The sequence below is a fragment of the Pseudomonas parakoreensis genome (genome assembly GCF_021602155.1).
In the GTDB taxonomy this organism is placed as follows: Bacteria; Pseudomonadota; Gammaproteobacteria; order Pseudomonadales; family Pseudomonadaceae; genus Aquipseudomonas; species Aquipseudomonas parakoreensis.
In genome coordinates this window covers 338,017-355,870 of sequence record NZ_BQHY01000005.1, presented here as the reverse complement: position 1 = coordinate 355,870, position 17,854 = coordinate 338,017, and the positions used below count along the sequence as shown (strand labels likewise).

At 60.4% G+C, this 17,854-nt stretch carries 15 protein-coding genes; 2 read left to right on the top strand and 13 right to left on the bottom strand.

The genetic code is table 11. The annotated features are described in order from the left end of the window. Window positions 1–10 precede the first annotated feature (10 nt). The 13 genes from L6D63_RS10215 to acs form a co-directional block, all read right to left on the bottom strand. Window positions 11–298 carry a hypothetical protein gene (locus tag L6D63_RS10215; RefSeq protein WP_007963090.1) on the bottom strand — a complete coding sequence of 96 codons (288 nt, stop codon included), beginning with the start codon at window positions 296–298 and terminating at the stop codon, window positions 11–13. A 56-nt stretch (window positions 299–354) separates the two neighbouring features. Next, on the bottom strand, window positions 355–1,701 hold the full coding sequence (gene astB / locus L6D63_RS10210; protein WP_131671207.1) for an N-succinylarginine dihydrolase: 1,347 nt from the start codon (window positions 1,699–1,701) through the stop codon (window positions 355–357). Between the two features lie 141 nt (window positions 1,702–1,842). Then, complete coding sequence (gene astD / locus L6D63_RS10205; protein WP_236170323.1) at window positions 1,843–3,312, bottom strand: succinylglutamate-semialdehyde dehydrogenase; 1,470 nt, start codon at window positions 3,310–3,312, stop codon at window positions 1,843–1,845. Continuing rightward, entirely contained in the window at window positions 3,309–4,334 is a 1,026-nt protein-coding gene (astA, locus tag L6D63_RS10200; RefSeq protein WP_131671205.1) for an arginine N-succinyltransferase, read from the bottom strand. Before astA ends, astD begins: the two co-directional genes overlap by 4 nt. A gap of 51 nt (window positions 4,335–4,385) precedes the next feature. Beyond that, complete coding sequence (gene aruF, locus L6D63_RS10195; RefSeq protein ID WP_025112905.1) at window positions 4,386–5,405, bottom strand: arginine/ornithine succinyltransferase subunit alpha; 1,020 nt, start codon at window positions 5,403–5,405, stop codon at window positions 4,386–4,388. 240 nt (window positions 5,406–5,645) lie between these two features. Then, entirely contained in the window at window positions 5,646–6,866 is a 1,221-nt protein-coding gene (locus tag L6D63_RS10190) for an aspartate aminotransferase family protein (RefSeq protein ID WP_047295848.1), read from the bottom strand. 410 nt (window positions 6,867–7,276) lie between these two features. Further along, complete coding sequence (gene argR, locus L6D63_RS10185) at window positions 7,277–8,269, bottom strand: transcriptional regulator ArgR (RefSeq protein ID WP_179294966.1); 993 nt, start codon at window positions 8,267–8,269, stop codon at window positions 7,277–7,279. A gap of 243 nt (window positions 8,270–8,512) precedes the next feature. After that, complete coding sequence (locus L6D63_RS10180; protein WP_003227281.1) at window positions 8,513–9,277, bottom strand: ABC transporter ATP-binding protein; 765 nt, start codon at window positions 9,275–9,277, stop codon at window positions 8,513–8,515. Window positions 9,278–9,304: 27 nt separating this feature from the next. Continuing rightward, on the bottom strand, window positions 9,305–10,417 hold the full coding sequence (locus L6D63_RS10175) for a M14 family metallopeptidase (protein ID WP_131671204.1): 1,113 nt from the start codon (window positions 10,415–10,417) through the stop codon (window positions 9,305–9,307). Window position 10,418: 1 nt separating this feature from the next. Beyond that, window positions 10,419–11,117, bottom strand: a complete 699-nt coding sequence (locus L6D63_RS10170) for an ABC transporter permease (protein ID WP_047295854.1) — start codon at window positions 11,115–11,117, stop codon at window positions 10,419–10,421. Beyond that, window positions 11,114–11,803 carry an ABC transporter permease gene (locus L6D63_RS10165; RefSeq protein WP_003227287.1) on the bottom strand — a complete coding sequence of 230 codons (690 nt, stop codon included), beginning with the start codon at window positions 11,801–11,803 and terminating at the stop codon, window positions 11,114–11,116. The genes L6D63_RS10170 and L6D63_RS10165 overlap by 4 nt, the downstream gene beginning before the upstream one ends. 91 nt (window positions 11,804–11,894) lie before the next feature. Next, window positions 11,895–12,668, bottom strand: coding sequence for an ABC transporter substrate-binding protein (locus tag L6D63_RS10160; protein ID WP_027612633.1), 774 nt, complete (start codon window positions 12,666–12,668; stop codon window positions 11,895–11,897). A gap of 732 nt (window positions 12,669–13,400) precedes the next feature. Then, a complete protein-coding gene (gene acs / locus L6D63_RS10155) occupies window positions 13,401–15,356 on the bottom strand; it encodes an acetate--CoA ligase (RefSeq protein WP_047295856.1) in 1,956 nt (651 codons plus the stop codon). A 418-nt stretch (window positions 15,357–15,774) separates the two neighbouring features. Between acs and L6D63_RS10150 the strand changes: the two genes are divergently transcribed. Both L6D63_RS10150 and L6D63_RS10145 read left to right on the top strand, forming a co-directional pair. Next, a complete protein-coding gene (locus L6D63_RS10150; protein WP_131671203.1) occupies window positions 15,775–16,035 on the top strand; it encodes a DUF2790 domain-containing protein in 261 nt (86 codons plus the stop codon). A gap of 553 nt (window positions 16,036–16,588) precedes the next feature. After that, on the top strand, window positions 16,589–17,839 hold the full coding sequence (locus L6D63_RS10145; protein ID WP_003227292.1) for a ribonucleotide-diphosphate reductase subunit beta: 1,251 nt from the start codon (window positions 16,589–16,591) through the stop codon (window positions 17,837–17,839). Window positions 17,840–17,854: the final 15 nt, after the last annotated feature.

Below are 17,854 nucleotides of genomic sequence, written 5' to 3'. Positions count from 1 at the left end.
AGCGGTTTCCTTAGTGATCGTGGTTGCAATCCGGGCCGTGCACGTGGTCTTCGTCGCCGACCTCAGCCGGTTCCATTTCCAGTTGCAGACTGACCAGATTAGTTGCCAGTGGGCGCAGCAGCAGGTTGGCGTACTCTTCGTCACCTTCCTCGACGTCCACGCCGATCAGCAGCTGGCCACGGCCGTCCTGCTGGATCCACAGCTCTTTGCCTTGCCACATGACCGCGACGCGGGTGCACGAGGTTTGCAGTTGCGTGCCGTCGGTGTCTTCAAGGATCAGCTGCAGGGAATCGCTCATGTTTTTACTCTCTTGGGGAGACAAGCCGCGCGTCGCGTTCGGCGACGCGCCGGCCATCAATTGATCTGGAATGGATAAACCGCGCCCAGTTTAAGGATTTGCGTCAGTTCATCCAGTGCCGTCCGGCATTCAAGCAGCAATTGCGGGTCCGCCAGATCGGTTTCGCTCAAGCGGTCGCGGTAGTGCTTTTCAACCCATGCGGTCAACGAACCGTACAACGGTGCGGTCATGATAACCCCTGGGTTGACGGCCGCCAGCTCGGTTTCGTTGAGCGCGACGCGCAGTCGCAGGCACGCCGGGCCGCCGCCGTTCTGCATGCTTTGCTTGAGGTCGAAGACTTTGACTTCGCGGATCAGGCCGCCGGAGCTGGTCAGCCCCTGCAAGTAGTTCCACACGCGCTCGTTGCCACGGCACTCTTCCGGCACGATCAGCAGCATCGAGCCATCCGCACGCGACAGCAACTGGCTGTTGAACAGATAGGAACGCACCGCATCATCCACGGTGACCGCCGAACGCGGCACGCAGACCGACTGGAACTGGCCACCGACCTTGGCCAGTTTGCCCTGCAACTCGGCCAGCATTTGCTCGGTGTCGAGGAACGCGTCCTCGTGATAGAACAACACCTCGCCGTTACCCACCGCGATCACGTCATTGTGGAATACGCCCTGGTCGATCACCGCCGGGTTTTGCTGCGCGTAGACCACGCCCTCGTCACGCAGACCGTGCAGACGCGCCACCGCTTGCGACGCTTCCAGCGTCTGGCGCGCCGGGTACTTTTGCGGCGCCGGGTAACGGGTGTCGAACGCACTGCGCCCGAACACGAAAAACTCGACACCGGCCTCGCCGTACTCACGGCAGAAACGCGTGTGGTTGGCCGCGCCTTCGTCACCGAATTGCGCCACCGCCGGCAACGCGGCGTGGTGGGCGAAGTGCTGTTGATCGGCGAACATCGCACCCAGCACGCGGCTGGTGGTCGGGTGTTCGATACTGCGGTGGTATTTGCAGTTGAGGTTGGCGGCGGTGAAGTGCACGCGACCGTCAGCGGTGTCGGCACTCGGGCTGACGGTGGCGGCATTCGCCACCCACATGCTCGACGCCGAGCAACTGGCAACCAGCAACGGCATGGCTTCTTTGGCGGCGCGCTCGATCACTTGCGCGTCGGTGCCGCTGAAACCCAGGCGGCGCAATGCGGCCACGTCCGGACGCTCCTGCGGCGCCAGCACGCCTTGCTGAAAGCCCATTTCCATCAGCGCTTTCATTTTCGCCAGGCCTTGCAGCGCCGCTTCCTTCGGGTTCGAGGACTGCTGGCTGTTGCTCTGGGACGCGACGTTGCCGTAGGACAGACCGCCGTAGTTATGGGTCGGCCCCACTAGACCGTCAAAATTGACTTCATAGGATTTCATCAGCGAGGCTCCACGAGAATCTGTTGTTATAGGCTTCAGTAACTAACTGTTCAGTGCGACCGCGTCGCGGCCTTCGCGAGCAAGCTCGCTCCCACAGGATCTCATCGCCCTTGTGGGAGCGAGCTTGCTCGCGAATAGGCATCACACCATTTTCACGCCAGGCGTCAGGGTCGCCGGCAACGTCAGGCTCGGGGTTTCCAGCGAGGCCACCGGGTACGCGCAGTAATCCGCCGCGTAGTAGGCACTGGCGCGATGGTTGCCCGAAGCGCCGACACCGCCGAACGGCGCGCTGCTCGCGGCACCGGTCAGCTGTTTGTTCCAGTTGACGATACCGGCGCGGCTTTCCAGCCAGAACTGCTGATAACGATCTTCGGAATCCGACAGCAAGCCAGCCGCCAGGCCATAAGCGGTGTCGTTGGCCTCAGCGATCGCCGCAGCGAAATCGGCGTAGCGGATCACTTGCAGCAACGGGCCGAACAATTCTTCATCCGGACGCTCGGCCACCGCGGTCACATCAAGAATGCCCGGGGTCAGCAAGGCCGATTGCGCTTGCGGCTGCGTCATCGCCAGCAGCGACACCGCGCCATTGGCCAGCAGATGTTGCTGGGCATCCATCAGCGCTTTCGCCGCGCCAAGGGAAATCACCGAGCCCATGAACGGCGCCGGCTGTTGATCGAACGCACCGACTTCGAGGGTCGCGCTGACATCAACCAGACGCTTGAGCAGGCTGTCGCCCCACGCGCCTTGCGGCACCAGCAGACGACGCGCACACGTGCAGCGCTGGCCGGCGGAGATGAAGGCCGACTGAATGATCGTGTAAACGGCTGCGTCCAGATCAGCGACCTGATCGACCACCAGCGGATTGTTGCCGCCCATTTCCAGCGCGAGGATCTTGTCCGGACGCCCGGCAAACTGCTGGTGCAGGTGATTGCCGGTACGGCTCGAGCCGGTGAAGAACAGACCGTCGATGCCCGGGTTCGCCGCCAGGGCGATACCGGTTTCGCGAGCGCCTTGCAGCAGGTTCAACACGCCGGCCGGCAGACCGGCTTCGATCCAGCACTTGACCGTCAGCTCGGCGACTTTCGGCGTCAGCTCGCTTGGCTTGAACAGCACGCTGTTACCGGCCAGCAGCGCCGGCACGATGTGGCCGTTCGGCAAGTGGCCCGGGAAGTTGTAAGGGCCGAACACCGCCACCACACCGTGCGGCTTGTGGCGCAACACGGCGGTGGCGTCGCCCAGCGGGCCGCTCTTCTCGCCGGTACGTTCGCGATAGCTCTGCACCGAGATCGCAATCTTGTTGACCATGCTGGTGACTTCGGTCGCGGTTTCCCACAGGGGCTTGCCGGTTTCCTCACCGATGGTGCGGGCCAGTTCGTCGCTGTGGTTTTTCAGGGCGGCGGCAAAGGCTTCGAGGACGCTGATGCGCTCATCCAGCGAACGCCGCGCCCAACCCGGAAAGGCCTGACGCGCCGCCTGCACGGCGGACTCGACCTGAGCGGCGCTGGCGCCCTCCCCCGACCACAGCACTTGCTGGGTCACCGGGTTCAGCGACTGGAAGGCTTCGCCCTGACCGGCCAGCCATTCACCTGCGATGTATAGCGAATTCATTATTTCGACTCCCGAGCAGCAGACAACGCCACGGCGCGCACTTGATCGCCGGCGCTGAGTTGAAGACGTTTGGCGGTCAGCGGATCGACCACCAGCGTGCCGGCGGCCAGACGGGCCGGGGCAGCCGTGATGCGGCAGTCTTCGCGTTTGCGGTTATGGATGATGAACGGCGTGGCGTCTTCGCCCGGCGTACCGATCGCCAGCACCAGCGCTTCGCTGTCGCGGACTGCGCGGATCTTGCTGGTTTCGCACTCGATGGCCGGGCCGGCATCGAAGATATCGACGTAGCCCTGATAGCTGAAACCTTCGCCCTTGAGCATCGCCAGCGCCGGCTCGGTGTCCGGGTGCACCTGACCGATGACGTTGCGCGCATCCGGCGACAGAAAGCAGGTGTACAGCGGGAATTTCGGCATCAGTTCGGCGATGAACGCCTTGTTACCGACGCCGGTCAGGTAGTCGGCCTGGCTGAATTCCATCTTGAAGAAGTGCCGACCCAGGCTTTCCCAGAACGGCGAACGACCGGCTTCATCGGAGACGCCGCGCATCTCGGCGATGATCTTGTTGCCGAACAGTTCCGGAAACTCGGCGATGAACAGCATGCGTGCCTTGGACAGCATGCGGCCGTTCAGGCCGGTGCGGTAATCGGCGTGCAGGAACAGCGAGCACAGCTCGGAGTTGCCGGTCAGGTCGTTGGCCAGGAACAGCGTCGGAATCTCGCGATAAATGTTCAGCTCTTGCGAGGCGCTGACGGTCAGGCCGACGCGGAAGTTGTACCACGGCTCACGCAGACCGACCGCGCCGGCGATGGCGGAAATCCCCACCACGCGACCGTTGTCGTCTTCGAGCACGAACAGGTAGTCCGCGTCGCCACGACCGGCTTCGCCGCGAAAGGTCTTCTCGGCCCAGCCGACCCGGTGGGTCAAGCGTTCTTCGTTGGCCGGCAACGTGGTCAGGCCGGTGCCGGTGCTGCGGGCCAGGTCGATCAGCGCGGATAAATCGCTGCTGCGTACGGGACGAACAATCATGCTATCTCCTCAAACGGGCCGCCTTCGCCACCCGTGAAACTCGCTAAGGCGTTAAACCGCCACCAGGCGCACGCTGGCACCTTCACCGACGCCCAGGGCTTCGGCTGCTTCCAGATCCAGGGTCACCGGTTTGCCCGGCGCGTAATCGAGTTCCAGCAGCACCGCGCGGTAATCCTGCAACTGCGCGTTGGCCACCAGATACTGGCGCCCGGCACCTTTGACCGGCTCGCCGATCTTCACCGGCACCACACGGCTCTGGGCGATCGAACGGATCCCCGAAACACGCGCATGCAGGGTCGGGCCACCGTCGAAAATGTCGATGTAGTGATCGGTTTCGAAGCCTTCGCGCATCAGGATGTCGAAGGTGATCTGCGCACGCGGGTGCACCTGGCCCATCGCTTCTTGCGCGGAATCCGGCAACAGCGGCACGTAGATCGGGTAATGCGGCATCAGTTCGGCGAGGAACGTGCGACTCTTCAGGCCACACAGGCGCTCGGCCTCGGCGTAGTTGAGGTCGAAGAAGTTGCGACCGATTGCATCCCAGAATGGCGAGTCGCCGTTCTCGTCGCTGTAGCCGACGATCTCGGTCACCACCGAATCGGCGAAACGCTCCGGGTGGCTGGCAACGAACAGCAGGCGACCACGGGAGTTGAGCTCGGCCCACGGCGACCCCACCAGCTCACGCTGCACGTAGAAACTGGTCAGCAAGCTGTTGCCGGTCAGGTCGTGGCATTGCGAAAGCACGTGGATCTTGTTGTGGATCTTCAGCTCGCGGGAAGCGTGGACAAAGGTCTCGTTGCGGAAGCTGTAGAACGGCTCCGAGTAGCCGGCCGAGGCGACAATGGCCGAGCAGCCGACCAGTTTGCCGGTGGCGGTGTCTTCAAGAACGAAGAAGTAGCTCTCCTCGCCGTTGAAACTCACTTCGGCAGCAAACGAGGCTTCGCTTGCGGCGATCTTGTCGCTCAGACGTTCAACGTCATCCGGCAAGGAAGTGACACCAATCGGGCTATCCGCAGCCAGACGCTGTACCTCGCCCAGATCAGCCATTTGCGCAGGGCGCATCACCAGCATGGTGTCACTCCTTTCTCTTATAAAAATTTACTGAAAAAAACACCGGATACTGTGGAAGCGGGCTTTTGTGGTGAGGGGATTTATCCCCGATGGGGCGCGTAGCGGCCCTCAAAAAGCTTGGGGCTGCTGCGCAGCCCATCGGGGATAAATCCCCTCACCACAAGCCCGCTCCCACATTTGATATTGCCCGGTATCAAAATTGGGTTCGACGCCCGAAATACTCGGGCGTCGAAGGATCTATCAGGCTTGCGTCAGTGCGGCGGCGGCGCGTTCGAAGCGGTCGAGGCCGGCGTCGATATCGGCGTCTTCCACCACCAGGCTCGGGGCAAAACGAATCACGTCCGGGCCGGCCTGCAGAATCATCAGGCCTTCTTTTTCAGCGGCGTTGAAGATGTCCTTGGCCTTGCCTTTCCAGGCATCGCTCAGCACGCAACCGATCAACAGACCGAGGCCACGCACCTGAGTGAACAGGCCGTACTTCTCGCCGATCTGCTGCAGGCGGGTCTTGAATTTGTCGTGCTTGGCGTTGACGCCGTTCAGCACCTCGGGGGTGTTGATCACGTCGATCACCGCTTCGGCTACCGAACATGCCAGCGGGTTGCCGCCGTAAGTGGTGCCGTGGGTGCCGACCACCAGATGCTTGGCCAGCGCTTCGGTGGTCAGCATCGCGGCGATCGGGAAACCGCCGCCCAGGCTCTTGGCGCTGGTCAGGATGTCCGGGGTCACGCCGTAATGCTGGTAGGCGAACAGGTGGCCGGTACGGCCCATGCCGGTCTGCACTTCGTCGAACACCAGCAGCGCGTTGTGCGCGTCGCACAGTTCACGGGCACCTTGCAGATAAGCCAGTTCCGCCGGCAGTACACCGCCCTCGCCCTGGATCGGTTCGAGCACGACCGCACAGGTCTTGTCGGACACCGCCGCTTTCAGCGCGGCCAGATCGTTGTAAGGGACATGGGTGATGCCGGTGATTTTCGGACCGAAACCGTCGGAGTACTTCGACTGGCCACCGACGTTGACGGTGAACAGGGTACGGCCGTGGAAGCTGTTGAGCGCAGCGATGATCTCGTACTTCTCGCTGCCGAAACGGTCGAACGCCACGCGACGGGCCAGCTTGAAGGCAGCCTCGTTGGCTTCGGCGCCGGAGTTGCAGAAGAACACGCGCTCGGCGAACGTGGCGTCGATCAGCTTGTGCGCCAGGCGCAGGGCCGGCTCGTTGGTGAACACGTTGGACACGTGCCACAGCTTGTTCGCCTGTTCGGTCAGCGCACCGACCAGCGCCGGATGCGCATGGCCCAATACGTTAACGGCAATCCCGCCGGCGAAGTCGATCAGCTCGCGGCCGCTCTGGTCCCAGACGCGGGAACCGGCGCCACGCACCGGAATAAAAGCGGCAGGCGCGTAGTTGGGAACCATTACCTGGTCGAAATCGGCGCGTTCTACCGCAGCGTGCTCAACGGACATCGGAGTCTCCTGAAGAGGAACACCCGCCTGAAACTGGCGAGCGATGGGGGGATTGTAAGGACAGTTTTCAGCCCGGCCTTGTCGCCAAGCGACAACTTCTTATAGCGCAAACCCCGGATTTTCCCGGGTTTACGGCAATGCGACATATAGCGTCGCAAAGGCGCAGTTTAACTGGCCGCAGCCGTTTGCGGCAGCTTGCTGATTTGTACCCGAGAACGAATTGGCGAGTGCGGTATATATGTACCGCACATCACCCTGAAGAGCCGTTTTTACCGGGCGGGCTTTTCCAGCGCAGGCGATCGCCCAAGCGCCGAAACAACCGGGCAACCCGATACACCCACGAAGGCGAGATGAAAGAGGCCAGGGTCGACGCTACGAAACACTCGGCCCGCCCCTGAACAGGACGCGCATCAACCGCGCTCTGGCGGCACCGACGACAGTTCGAAAGGACTGCTGCTGCGCCGCTGGTTGCGATCTTCCCGCGGCGTCGCGCCGAAGAAATTGCGGTAGGCACTGGAGAAATGCGGCCCGGAAGAGAAACCGCAGGACAAGCCGATCTGGATGATCGACTTGCTGGTCTGCATCAGCATCTGCCGGGCCTTGTTCAGGCGCAATTCCAGGTAGTACTGGCTCGGCACGCGGTTGAGGTATTGCTTGAAGATCCGCTCCAACTGGCGACGGGACACGCACACGTGCTGGGCGATTTCGTCGGTGGTCAACGGCTCTTCGATGTTGGCTTCCATCAGCAACACCGCTTGGGTGAGCTTCGGATGGCTGGAACCGAGGCGGTTCTGCAGCGGAATGCGCTGGCGTTCACCACCCTCGCGGATGCGCTCGACCACCAGTTCTTCGGACACCGCACCAGCCAGCTCGGCCCCATGATCACGGGCCAGCACCGCCAGCAGCAGATCGAGCACCGACATGCCGCCACACGCGGTCAGGCGATCGCGATCCCAGTCGAACAGGTGACTGGTGGCGATGACTTTCGGGAAACGTTCAGCGAAATCGTCCTGCCAGCGCCAGTGCACGGCTGCACGATAACCGTCGAGCAGACCGAGTTGCGCCAGCGGATACACACCGGCCGACAGACCACCGATCACGCAACCGGCACGCACCAGTTGCTTGAGCGCGCTGCTGAGGGCCGGGGCCAGGGTGGTCGGCGGCTCGTCGGCGAGCAGGAACAGTTTCTGGAAGTTTTCCAGCTTGCCGGTCCAGGCTTCGCCGGGCAGTTGCCAGGCTCCATCGGCCGCCGCTTCAGGACTGGCTTCAGCCTGCAGGAACGACAGTTCGTAAACCACCTCCGGATGCACCCGCTGAGCAACACGCAAGGCCTCCTCCGCCAGCGCCAGCGTCAGAGCTTTAGTGCTGGGCCAAATCAGGAAACCAATTCGATGGGCAGTCATGGGCGGGCAATCCGAAACGAAGAACGGTGATGAAGGCATGGGCCAATGCTAGCCCGTAAATGAACGCAAATCTCGAAACCTGCACCGATCCACTGTGGGAGCTGGCTTGCCAGCGATGGCGGTGTGTCTGCACCAGATAGGCAATCTGGCCCAACGCTTTCGCTGGCAAGCCAGCTCCCACAGGGATTGGAGTCGATCTCTAGGTCGCGAAGCATGACCTAATTTGGTGCATAACGGCAGCGATTACTTGAGGCTGCCCGAGAGGAACTGCTGCAAGCGCTCGGATTGCGGATTGACCAGCACTTCGCGCGGGTTGCCGCTCTCTTCCACCACACCTTTGTGCAGGAACACCAACTGATTCGACACTTCACGGGCGAAGCCCATTTCGTGCGTAACCACGACCATGGTGCGACCTTCCTGGGCCAGCGCTTGCATGACCTTCAGAACGTCGCCCACCAGTTCCGGATCGAGCGCCGACGTCGGTTCGTCGAACAGCATCACTTCCGGCTCCATCGCCAGCGCACGGGCAATCGCCACACGCTGCTGCTCGCCGCCAGACATGTGCCCCGGGAACGCGTCTTTGCGATGGGCCACGCCAACCTTGTTCAGGTAGTGCTCGGCTTTCTCGCGAGCTTCGGCCTTGGACACGCCCAGCACGTGGACCGGCGCTTCCATGATGTTTTCCAGCGCGGTCATGTGCGACCACAGGTTGAAGTGCTGGAACACCATCGACAGGCGCGAACGCATGCGCTGCAGCTGTTTCGGATCAGCGGCTTTCAGCGCGCCGTCCTTGTTGGCCACCAGTTTCAGCTCTTCGTTGTTGAGCAGGATCTTGCCCGCGTGCGGCTGCTCAAGCAGGTTGATGCAGCGCAGGAAAGTACTTTTGCCGGAGCCACTGGAGCCGATGATGCTGATCACATCGCCGGCTGCCGCTTTCAGGGACACGCCCTTGAGCACTTCGTGACTGCCATAGCGTTTATGCAGGTCTTGGACTTCAAGTTTGTACATGCGGTCGGTTCTCACAAAAACAGTCAGTCAGTCGTTGAGCAAGCGCCCGTGACGCAGCGCTTCGCGCCCCGCCACCTTGGCCAGCCAGAAACCGGGTTGGGCATAGCGCAGCCGTTCAATGGCAAACAGCACCCCGGAGGTACCAGCACACACCGTGCTGACCCGATCGGACACAGGATCGATCACTTCGAAAATCTCATCCCCGGCTTCAACCCACTCGCCGGGTTTACGCAGAAAACTCACCACACCGGGGTGCGGCGCCAACAGTAATTCAGTGCCTTCGAACGGCATGCCTTCGCACGGTTCATTGGCCGGCTTTGGCCACTCGCCAGTGATCAGGCCTTGCTCGGCGAGGAACGCCAGAATGCCTTCGGCCCAGGCCAGTGCATCGGCGCGGTCGGTATTGGCCTGACCGCCCAGCTCGACAGTCGTCGCCAGGCACGCCAGCGGAATCTGCGCGTCCGGGAACTGCCGCGACAAACGCAGCCACGGCAACGAGCACGCTTCATCGAAGGAGCTGCCACCAGAGTCTTCCGCCAGCAAACCGACCTTCACATTCAGGTGCGCAGCCAGCGACCGCCACTGCGGCCAGTGCTGCGGCAGTGCATACATGTGCAGCGCGGCTTCGGCATCGCAGTGCAGGTCCAGCACCACATCGGCGGTGCAGGCATGGCTGAGCAACACGCGCTGCATGCCTTGCAACTGGCTGCTCGCCTCGGGCAATGCCGCCAGATGTTCAGCCATGGCCTGACGGATCAGGCGAATGTTGGCGTGCGGATCGTCACCGAGATGCTCGGCCAGCGCCGCTGCAACCGGCGCGCTCAGCTCGACGAAATCGCGGTTGAAATTCTTGCCGCTGCCCGCCTCGAAACGCCCCTGATGATTGCCTTGCAGCAATTGGCCGAGGCCCAGCGGGTTGGCGACCGGCACCAGCTCGATCACGCCGTTGAGCAGGCCTTGGGCTTCGAGTTCGCCAAGGCGCTTTTTCAGCTCCCAGGCAGTGCGCATGCCCGGCAGTTCGTCAGCGTGCAGGCTGGCCTGAATGTAGGCCTTGCGCTCGCCCTGACCGAAGCGGAAGACCGAAATCTTGCGCTCGCTGCCCAGATGGCTCCACGGCAATACGTGGTCGATGCGTTCCATATCAGTGCTTCCGCGGGGCCAGGTAGCTCAGCCAGCGACGCTCGGCCAGCTTGAACAGCTTCACCAGAATGAAGGTCAGGCACAGGTAGAACAGGCCGGCGGTGATGTACGCCTCGAACGGCAGGTAGTACTGCGCGTTGACGGTACGGGCCGCGCCGGTGATGTCGATCAGGGTCACGATGGACGCCAGACTGGTGGTCTGCAGCATCATGATCACTTCGTTGCTGTATTGCGGCAGCGCCCGACGCAAGGCAGATGGCAACAGGATGCGCTTGTACATCTTGAAGCGCGACATGCCCATCGCCTTGGCGGCTTCGATCTCGCCGTTCGGCGTGGCCTTGAGGCTGCCGGCGATGATTTCGGCGGTGTAGGCGCTGGTGTTGATCGCGAAGGCCAGGCACGCACAGAACGTCGCGCTGGACAGCCATGGCCACATGAAGCTTTCACGCACTGCTTCGAATTGCGCCAGACCGTAGTAGATCAAGAACAGCTGCACCAGCATCGGCGTACCGCGAATCACGTAGGTATAAAGCCAGGCAATGCCGTTGACCGCGGCGTTCTTGGAAACGCGCATCAGGCCCAGCGGCAGTGCCGCCAGCAGACCGAACAACAGCGACAGCGCGAGCAGTTTCAGAGTGGTCAGCAGGCCGCCGAGGTACAGCGGCATGGCCTCCCAAATGACGTTGTAGTCGAAGATCATAGATCAGCCGCCCTTACGCCTACCGAGTAGCGCTTCTCAAGGTGACGCAGCGCCAGCAACGAGACACTGGTGATCACCAGGTACATCGCCGCCACTGCGAGGAAGAAGGTGAAAGGCTCGCGGGTGGCATCTGCCGCCTGCTTGGCCTTGAACATCATGTCTTGCAGACCGACCACCGAAATCAGCGCGGTGGCCTTGGTCAGCACCAGCCAGTTGTTGGTGAAGCCGGGAATCGCCAGGCGAATCATTTGCGGCACCATCACCCGGAAAAACACCTGAAAACTGCTCATGCCGTACGCCATGCCCGCTTCGGCCTGGCCCTTGGGGATCGCCATAAACGCACCACGGAAGGTTTCCGACAGGTAGGCACCGAAGATGAAACCGAGGGTGCCGATACCGGCGGCCAGCGGGTTCAGGTCGATGTAGTCGTCATAGCCAAGCATCGGCGCGACGCGGTTGAGCAGGTCCTGACCGCCGTAGAAGATCAGCAGGATCAGCACCAGGTCGGGAATCCCGCGAATCACCGTGGAATACAGATCGCCCAGCCACGCCAGCCAGCGAATCGGCGACAGGCGCAACGCGACCCCGATCAGCCCGAGAACGATGGCCAGGGCCATGGACGACAAGGCGAGCTGAAGCGTCAGCCATGCGCCATCGAGGATTACAGCCCCGTAGCCTTTCAACATGATTCAGGTCCTCGAAAGTTGGGATGAAAAAATGGCGCAAACCGCAGAGATCCTGTTGCTTGCGCCATTTCTGACTTGTCGCAGAGACGTGTTACTTGCCGTAGATATCGAAGGCGAAGTACTTGTCCTGGATAGCTTTGTATTTACCGTTTTCACGGATAGCCGCGATCGCCGCGTTGATCTTGTCTTTCAGCGCGTCGCCCTTGCGCACCGCAATGCCTACGCCGTCGCCGAAGTACTTGACGTCGGTGAACTGCGGGCCGACGAAGGCGAAGCCTTTGCCGGAGTCAGTGTTCAGGAAGCCGTCCTGCAGCAGGGTGGCGTCCGCCACGGTACCGTCGAGGCGACCGGCGGCCACGTCGAGGTAGATTTCGTTCTGCGAACCGTATGGCTTGATCTCGGCACCCAGCGGGGCCAGGACTTCGCGGGCGAAACGCTCGTGGATCGAACCACGTTGCACGCCGATGTTCTTGCCCTTGAGCTCAGACAGGTTGTCGCTGACAACGGTGCCCTGCTTCATGACCAGACGGGCCGGGGTGTTGTAGTACTTGTTGGTGAAGTCCACGGATTTCTTGCGGTCTTCGGTGATCGACATGGACGACAGGATCGCGTCGATCTTGCGCACTTTGAGTGCCGGAATCAGACCGTCGAACTCTTGCTCGACCCACTGGCACTTGACCTTCATTTCTTCACACAGGGCATTGCCGATGTCGTAGTCGAAACCAACGATGCTGCCATCCGGCGCTTTGGAAGCGAACGGAGGGTAAGCCGCTTCGATACCGATCTTCAGAGGTTTTTCATCAGCGAAGGAATTCAGCGACAGCACGGACAGTGCCAGGGCGCCAAGCAGCACAAGTTTCTTCATCTTGGGACTCCATCGGTAAAGGGCAAAAACGGCAGAGTGAGCGACAGCCCAATATGCGAATGGGTGAATCGGGAAAGCGGCGCAGCATCGGTGGGAAATTTCCCATTGAAACCTTCAGGGGTTTCAACGTCAGCCACGATGAGCGAGTGATCGGCATTCTAACGACAGGCCCGAAGCCGATATTTCTTCAATGCGACAACTAATTACAGATGCACAGAGAAACCCGCTTGAGCGCATTGACAGCCTTGCAAATTCATGCAAGAGCGAAAGACAGTGAACCGATCTATGCTGCAAATTGCGGGCCTATTATTCGCAAACCCTTCTAATCCGGCAAGCGCAGCGTTGGGTCTTATTTTTCAGCGGGGATTTTGAGGCTCTAAAACGGGGCGATGCGTTTCCCTTCGCCCCGGTTTGACGCGGGCGGTTACACATTCGGTTACGTGGAAGGCAGGCGGTAACAGCGGGAAATGGCTTGCGCGGGAGATCGATAATTATTGGTTGGGTGGTTTGGGTTTCTGACAGGGGAATACTGCGGCGTCTGACAGATGGCTATCGCTGGCAAGCCAGCTCCCACAGGGATTTCGATTGAGATTGAAATCCCGTTCACACCTCGGAAACCTGTGGGAGCTGGCTTGCCAGCGATGAGGCCGGCACAGCCACCACAAAACCATCTGACACAAAAAAGCCCCGCCCGGCATCACCGGACAGGGCTCTTCAATGCATCAGACAGGCTTAAGCCACATTCATCGTCTTGTGCGTATCAATCAAATGCTGCACCACACTCGGATCCGCCAGGGTCGAGATATCGCCCAGCCCTTCGTACTCCGCCGTGGCGATCTTGCGCAGAATCCGCCGCATGATCTTGCCCGAACGGGTCTTCGGCAGCCCCGGCGCCCACTGGATCACATCCGGCGAAGCAATCGGGCCGATCTCTTTGCGCACCCAGTTCTTCAGCTCCAGGCGCAGTTGCTCGCTCGGCTCTTCGCCATTTTTCAGGGTGACGTAGACATAAATGCCCTGCCCCTTGATGTCGTGCGGCACACCGACCACCGCCGCTTCGGCGACTTTCGGGTGGGCGACCATCGCACTTTCGATCTCGGCGGTACCCATGCGGTGGCCGGAGACGTTGAGCACGTCGTCGACACGCCCGGTGATCCAGTAGTAACCATCGGCGTCACGCCGCGCACCGTCACCGGTAAAGTACATGCCGCGGAAGGTCTTGAAATAGGTGTCGACGAAGCGGTCATGGTCGCCATACAAGGTGCGCGCCTGACCCGGCCACGAATCGAGAATCACCAGATTGCCTTCAGCCTCGCCCTCGATGATGTTGCCGAGGTTGTCGACCAGCGCCGGCACCACGCCGAAGAACGGACGTGCCGCCGAACCCGGCTTCAGAGCATGCGCACCGGGCAGCGGGCTCATCATGTTGCCGCCGGTTTCGGTCTGCCACCAGGTATCGACGATCGGGCAGCGCGACTTGCCGACATTCTTGTAGTACCAGTCCCAGGCTTCCGGGTTGATCGGCTCGCCCACCGAACCGAGCAGACGCAGGCTGCTGCCATCCGCGCCCTCAACAGCAGCGGTACCCGAAGCCATCATTGCGCGGATCGCGGTCGGTGCGGTGTAAAGGATGTTGACCTTGTGCTTGTCGACGATCTTCGCCACCCGGGTGATGTCCGGGTAGTTCGGCACGCCTTCGAAGAGCACGGTGGTCGCGCCATTGGCCAGCGGGCCGTAGACGATGTAACTGTGACCGGTGACCCAGCCGACGTCGGCGGTGCACCAGTAGATTTCGCCCGGACGATAGTCGAACACGCGCTCGTGGGTCATTGCCGCGTACAACAGATAACCGCCGGTGGTGTGCTGCACGCCCTTCGGCTTGCCGGTCGAACCCGAGGTGTAAAGGATGAACAGCGCTTCTTCAGCGCCCATCTCTTTCGGCGCGCAGACGGTGCCCGCCACTTTCATCAGGTCTTCGTACCAGATGTCGCGATGCTGGTTCCATTTGATGTCGCCACCGGTGCGCTTGCACACGATGACTTTCTGGATGCTGCTGGTTTCCGGGTTGGTCAGCGCGTCGTCGACGTTGGCCTTCAGCGAGATCTTCTTGCCGGCACGAATGCCTTCGTCAGCGGTGATCACCACTTTCGATTTGCAGTCGATGATCCGCCCCGCCAGCGCTTCCGGCGAGAAGCCACCGAACACCACCGAGTGAATCGCGCCGATCCGGGTGCAAGCCAGCATGGCGACCACGGCTTCGGGGATCATTGGCATATAGATAGTCACCACGTCGCCGCGGTGTACGTCCTGACCACGCAGGGCGTTGGCCAGTTTGCAGACTTGCTCGTGCAGTTCGCGGTAGGTGATGTTGCGGCTTTCGGAAGGATCGTCGCCTTCCCAGATGATTGCAACTTGATCGCCGCGCTCGGCCAGATGACGGTCGAGGCAGTTGTAGGAAACGTTCAGGGTGCCGTCGGCGAACCATTTGATGTCGACATGGTGATCGTCGAAGGAAGTCTGCTTCACCGTGGTGAAAGGCTTGATCCAGTCGAGGCGCTTGGCTTGCTCGCGCCAGAAACCGTCAGGGTTGACGACCGACTGCTGGTACATGGCTTTGTAGGTCGCCTCGTCAGTCAGCGTATTGGCCAGAACCTCGGGACGAACGGGATACAGAGAAGCCGCACTCATCTTTCTTACCTCGGTGGAATAGTTGTTTTTGTATGACCCCGTTGTAGCCGGGCCGGCCCCATAGAACCATTCGACGATGGTTGTAGGAGCTGCCGCAGGCTGCGATCTTTTGATCTTGCTTTGCAAAAATCAAAGGCGAAAGATCGCAGCCTTCGACAGCGCCTACAAGGGTTGGGCGGTGTTTTGTGGGGATTGTTACCAAAACCACCAAAAGTGTTTATCAAAACCCCACCTGTTTACCCCCACGCCACCTGCCTAAAATCCACCTCGCCGACAAGGCAAACGCGATTAACAACGTTACAGCCCCCACGAAGGCCGTTAATCCAGCTCTCTAGTAATAACTGCAAATGATGAAGTTCCACACGCAACCCTAAAAAGGTTGCGTGACCCCACTCGACCTCAAAAAGGTAAATCTGAAATGAAAGCTTTATTGGTTCTGGCCCTCAGCAGTCTGTGCGCAACCGCCATGGCAGACGAGGTCCCGACTGATGTCGCACAGCAACAACCGGCGATCGAGGAATACACTTACTCCACTCACCTGGATATCGCCAAAGTTGTATCGATGAGCGAAGTGCCGAATGTCTGCGAAGTGGTACCGGCCAAAATGGAGTACGACGACTCCAAGGGTCAGCGCCACATCCTGCATTACAGCGTCATGGGTAACGGCTGCACCAATTGATGATCGAGACTGCACCGAATCGGACCGCTCAGCGCCTCATTTGAGGGTCGATTCCAGCCCGGCTTCGGTCGGGCTCAGTTGTGTCTGGAGTCGTCAAAAATGCTTGCAAAACACTAGATGTAGTGAAAACACGGTTTTTTTGTTCGTTTTTTGAGCAAATCCACAATCGCGAGATTTTTACGAAAAAAAATCTATCCCCGGCAAAGCCCTGTAAACCCGCACTCTCATCGAAAAACCAGCCTCCTCGACCGCGCCATGCGCGGATTCGCCTCAGCACAGCCGTGTTTTTTTCCCTATAATGCCGCCCTAATCGGGTCAGCAATATTCCCTTACAGGGAGCAAAAGCCATTCTGAAGCCCCGCAGCAGCGTCAACGCTGATCTGCGCCCGTCAGAGGCTCTCGGAAACCCGTACAAAATTCTGTTTTATTGCCTGCCTTGGCTGCCGCAAAAAACGATTCCTTAAGATCCAACGCGGTCTGTACGACCGTGTGAAAAACCCACCAATCAGGTTTCACACGGGGCGACAGGCCCTCACGCAGGAGACGACACGTCATGCTGAGCTGGGACGAATTCGACAAAGAAGACAGTGAAGTAGCAACCGTGAAAGGCGCCAACGCCGGCCACGCTACTGAAGCCAACATGGACCGCCTCGACAGCGCCGGCGGTGCCGCAGCGCTGGAAGCCCGCGCCGTGACCGCCGACGACTCGGCCGCCGTGGCCCGCGCCAAGGCCGCACTGGATTCCCTCGACGTCGCCGAAGGCCTCGCCGAACTCGAAGGCGCCTCCGCCCGTGTCGCCGTTGACGAAAAGCGCATGATCAACTGCCGCGCCGACCTCAACCAACTCGTACCATTCAAGTACGACTGGGCCTGGCAGAAGTACCTGGACGGCTGCGCAAACCACTGGATGCCGCAAGAAGTCAACATGACCGCCGACATCGCCCTCTGGAAAAACCCGGAAGGCCTGACCGACGACGAGCGCCGCATCGTGATGCGCAACCTCGGCTTCTTCTCCACCGCCGACTCCCTGGTTGCCAACAACCTGGTGCTGGCCGTGTACCGCCTGATCACCAACCCGGAATGCCGCCAGTACATCCTGCGCCAGGCGTTCGAAGAGGCGATCCACACCCACGCCTACCAGTACTGCATCGAATCGCTGGCCATGGATGAAGGCGAGATCTTCAACATGTACCACGAGATTCCATCGGTCGCGAAAAAGGCAGCCTGGGGCCTGAAGTACACCCGTTCGATCTCCGATCCGAAGTTCGAAACCGGCACCCCGGACACCGACAAAGAACTGCTGCGCAACCTGATCGCCTACTACTGCGTGCTGGAAGGCATCTTCTTCTACTGCGGCTTCACCCAGATCCTCTCCATGGGCCGCCGCAACAAAATGACCGGCGTCGCCGAGCAGTTCCAGTACATCCTGCGCGACGAATCCATGCACCTGAACTTCGGCATCGACGTGATCAACCAGATCAAAATCGAAAACCCACACCTGTGGGATGCCGAAATGAAAGAAGAAGCGACCCAGATGATCCTGCAGGGTACGCAACTGGAAATCGAATACGCCCGCGACACCATGCCTCGCGGCGTACTGGGCATGAACGCGGCGATGATGGAGGACTACCTCAAGTTCATCGCTAACCGTCGTTTGTCGCAGATTGGTTTGAAAGAGGAATATCCAGGGACCACTAACCCGTTCCCTTGGATGAGTGAGATTATGGACTTGAAGAAAGAGAAGAATTTCTTTGAGACACGGGTTATTGAGTATCAGACTGGTGGTGCGTTGAGCTGGGATTGATTGATATCTTTATCC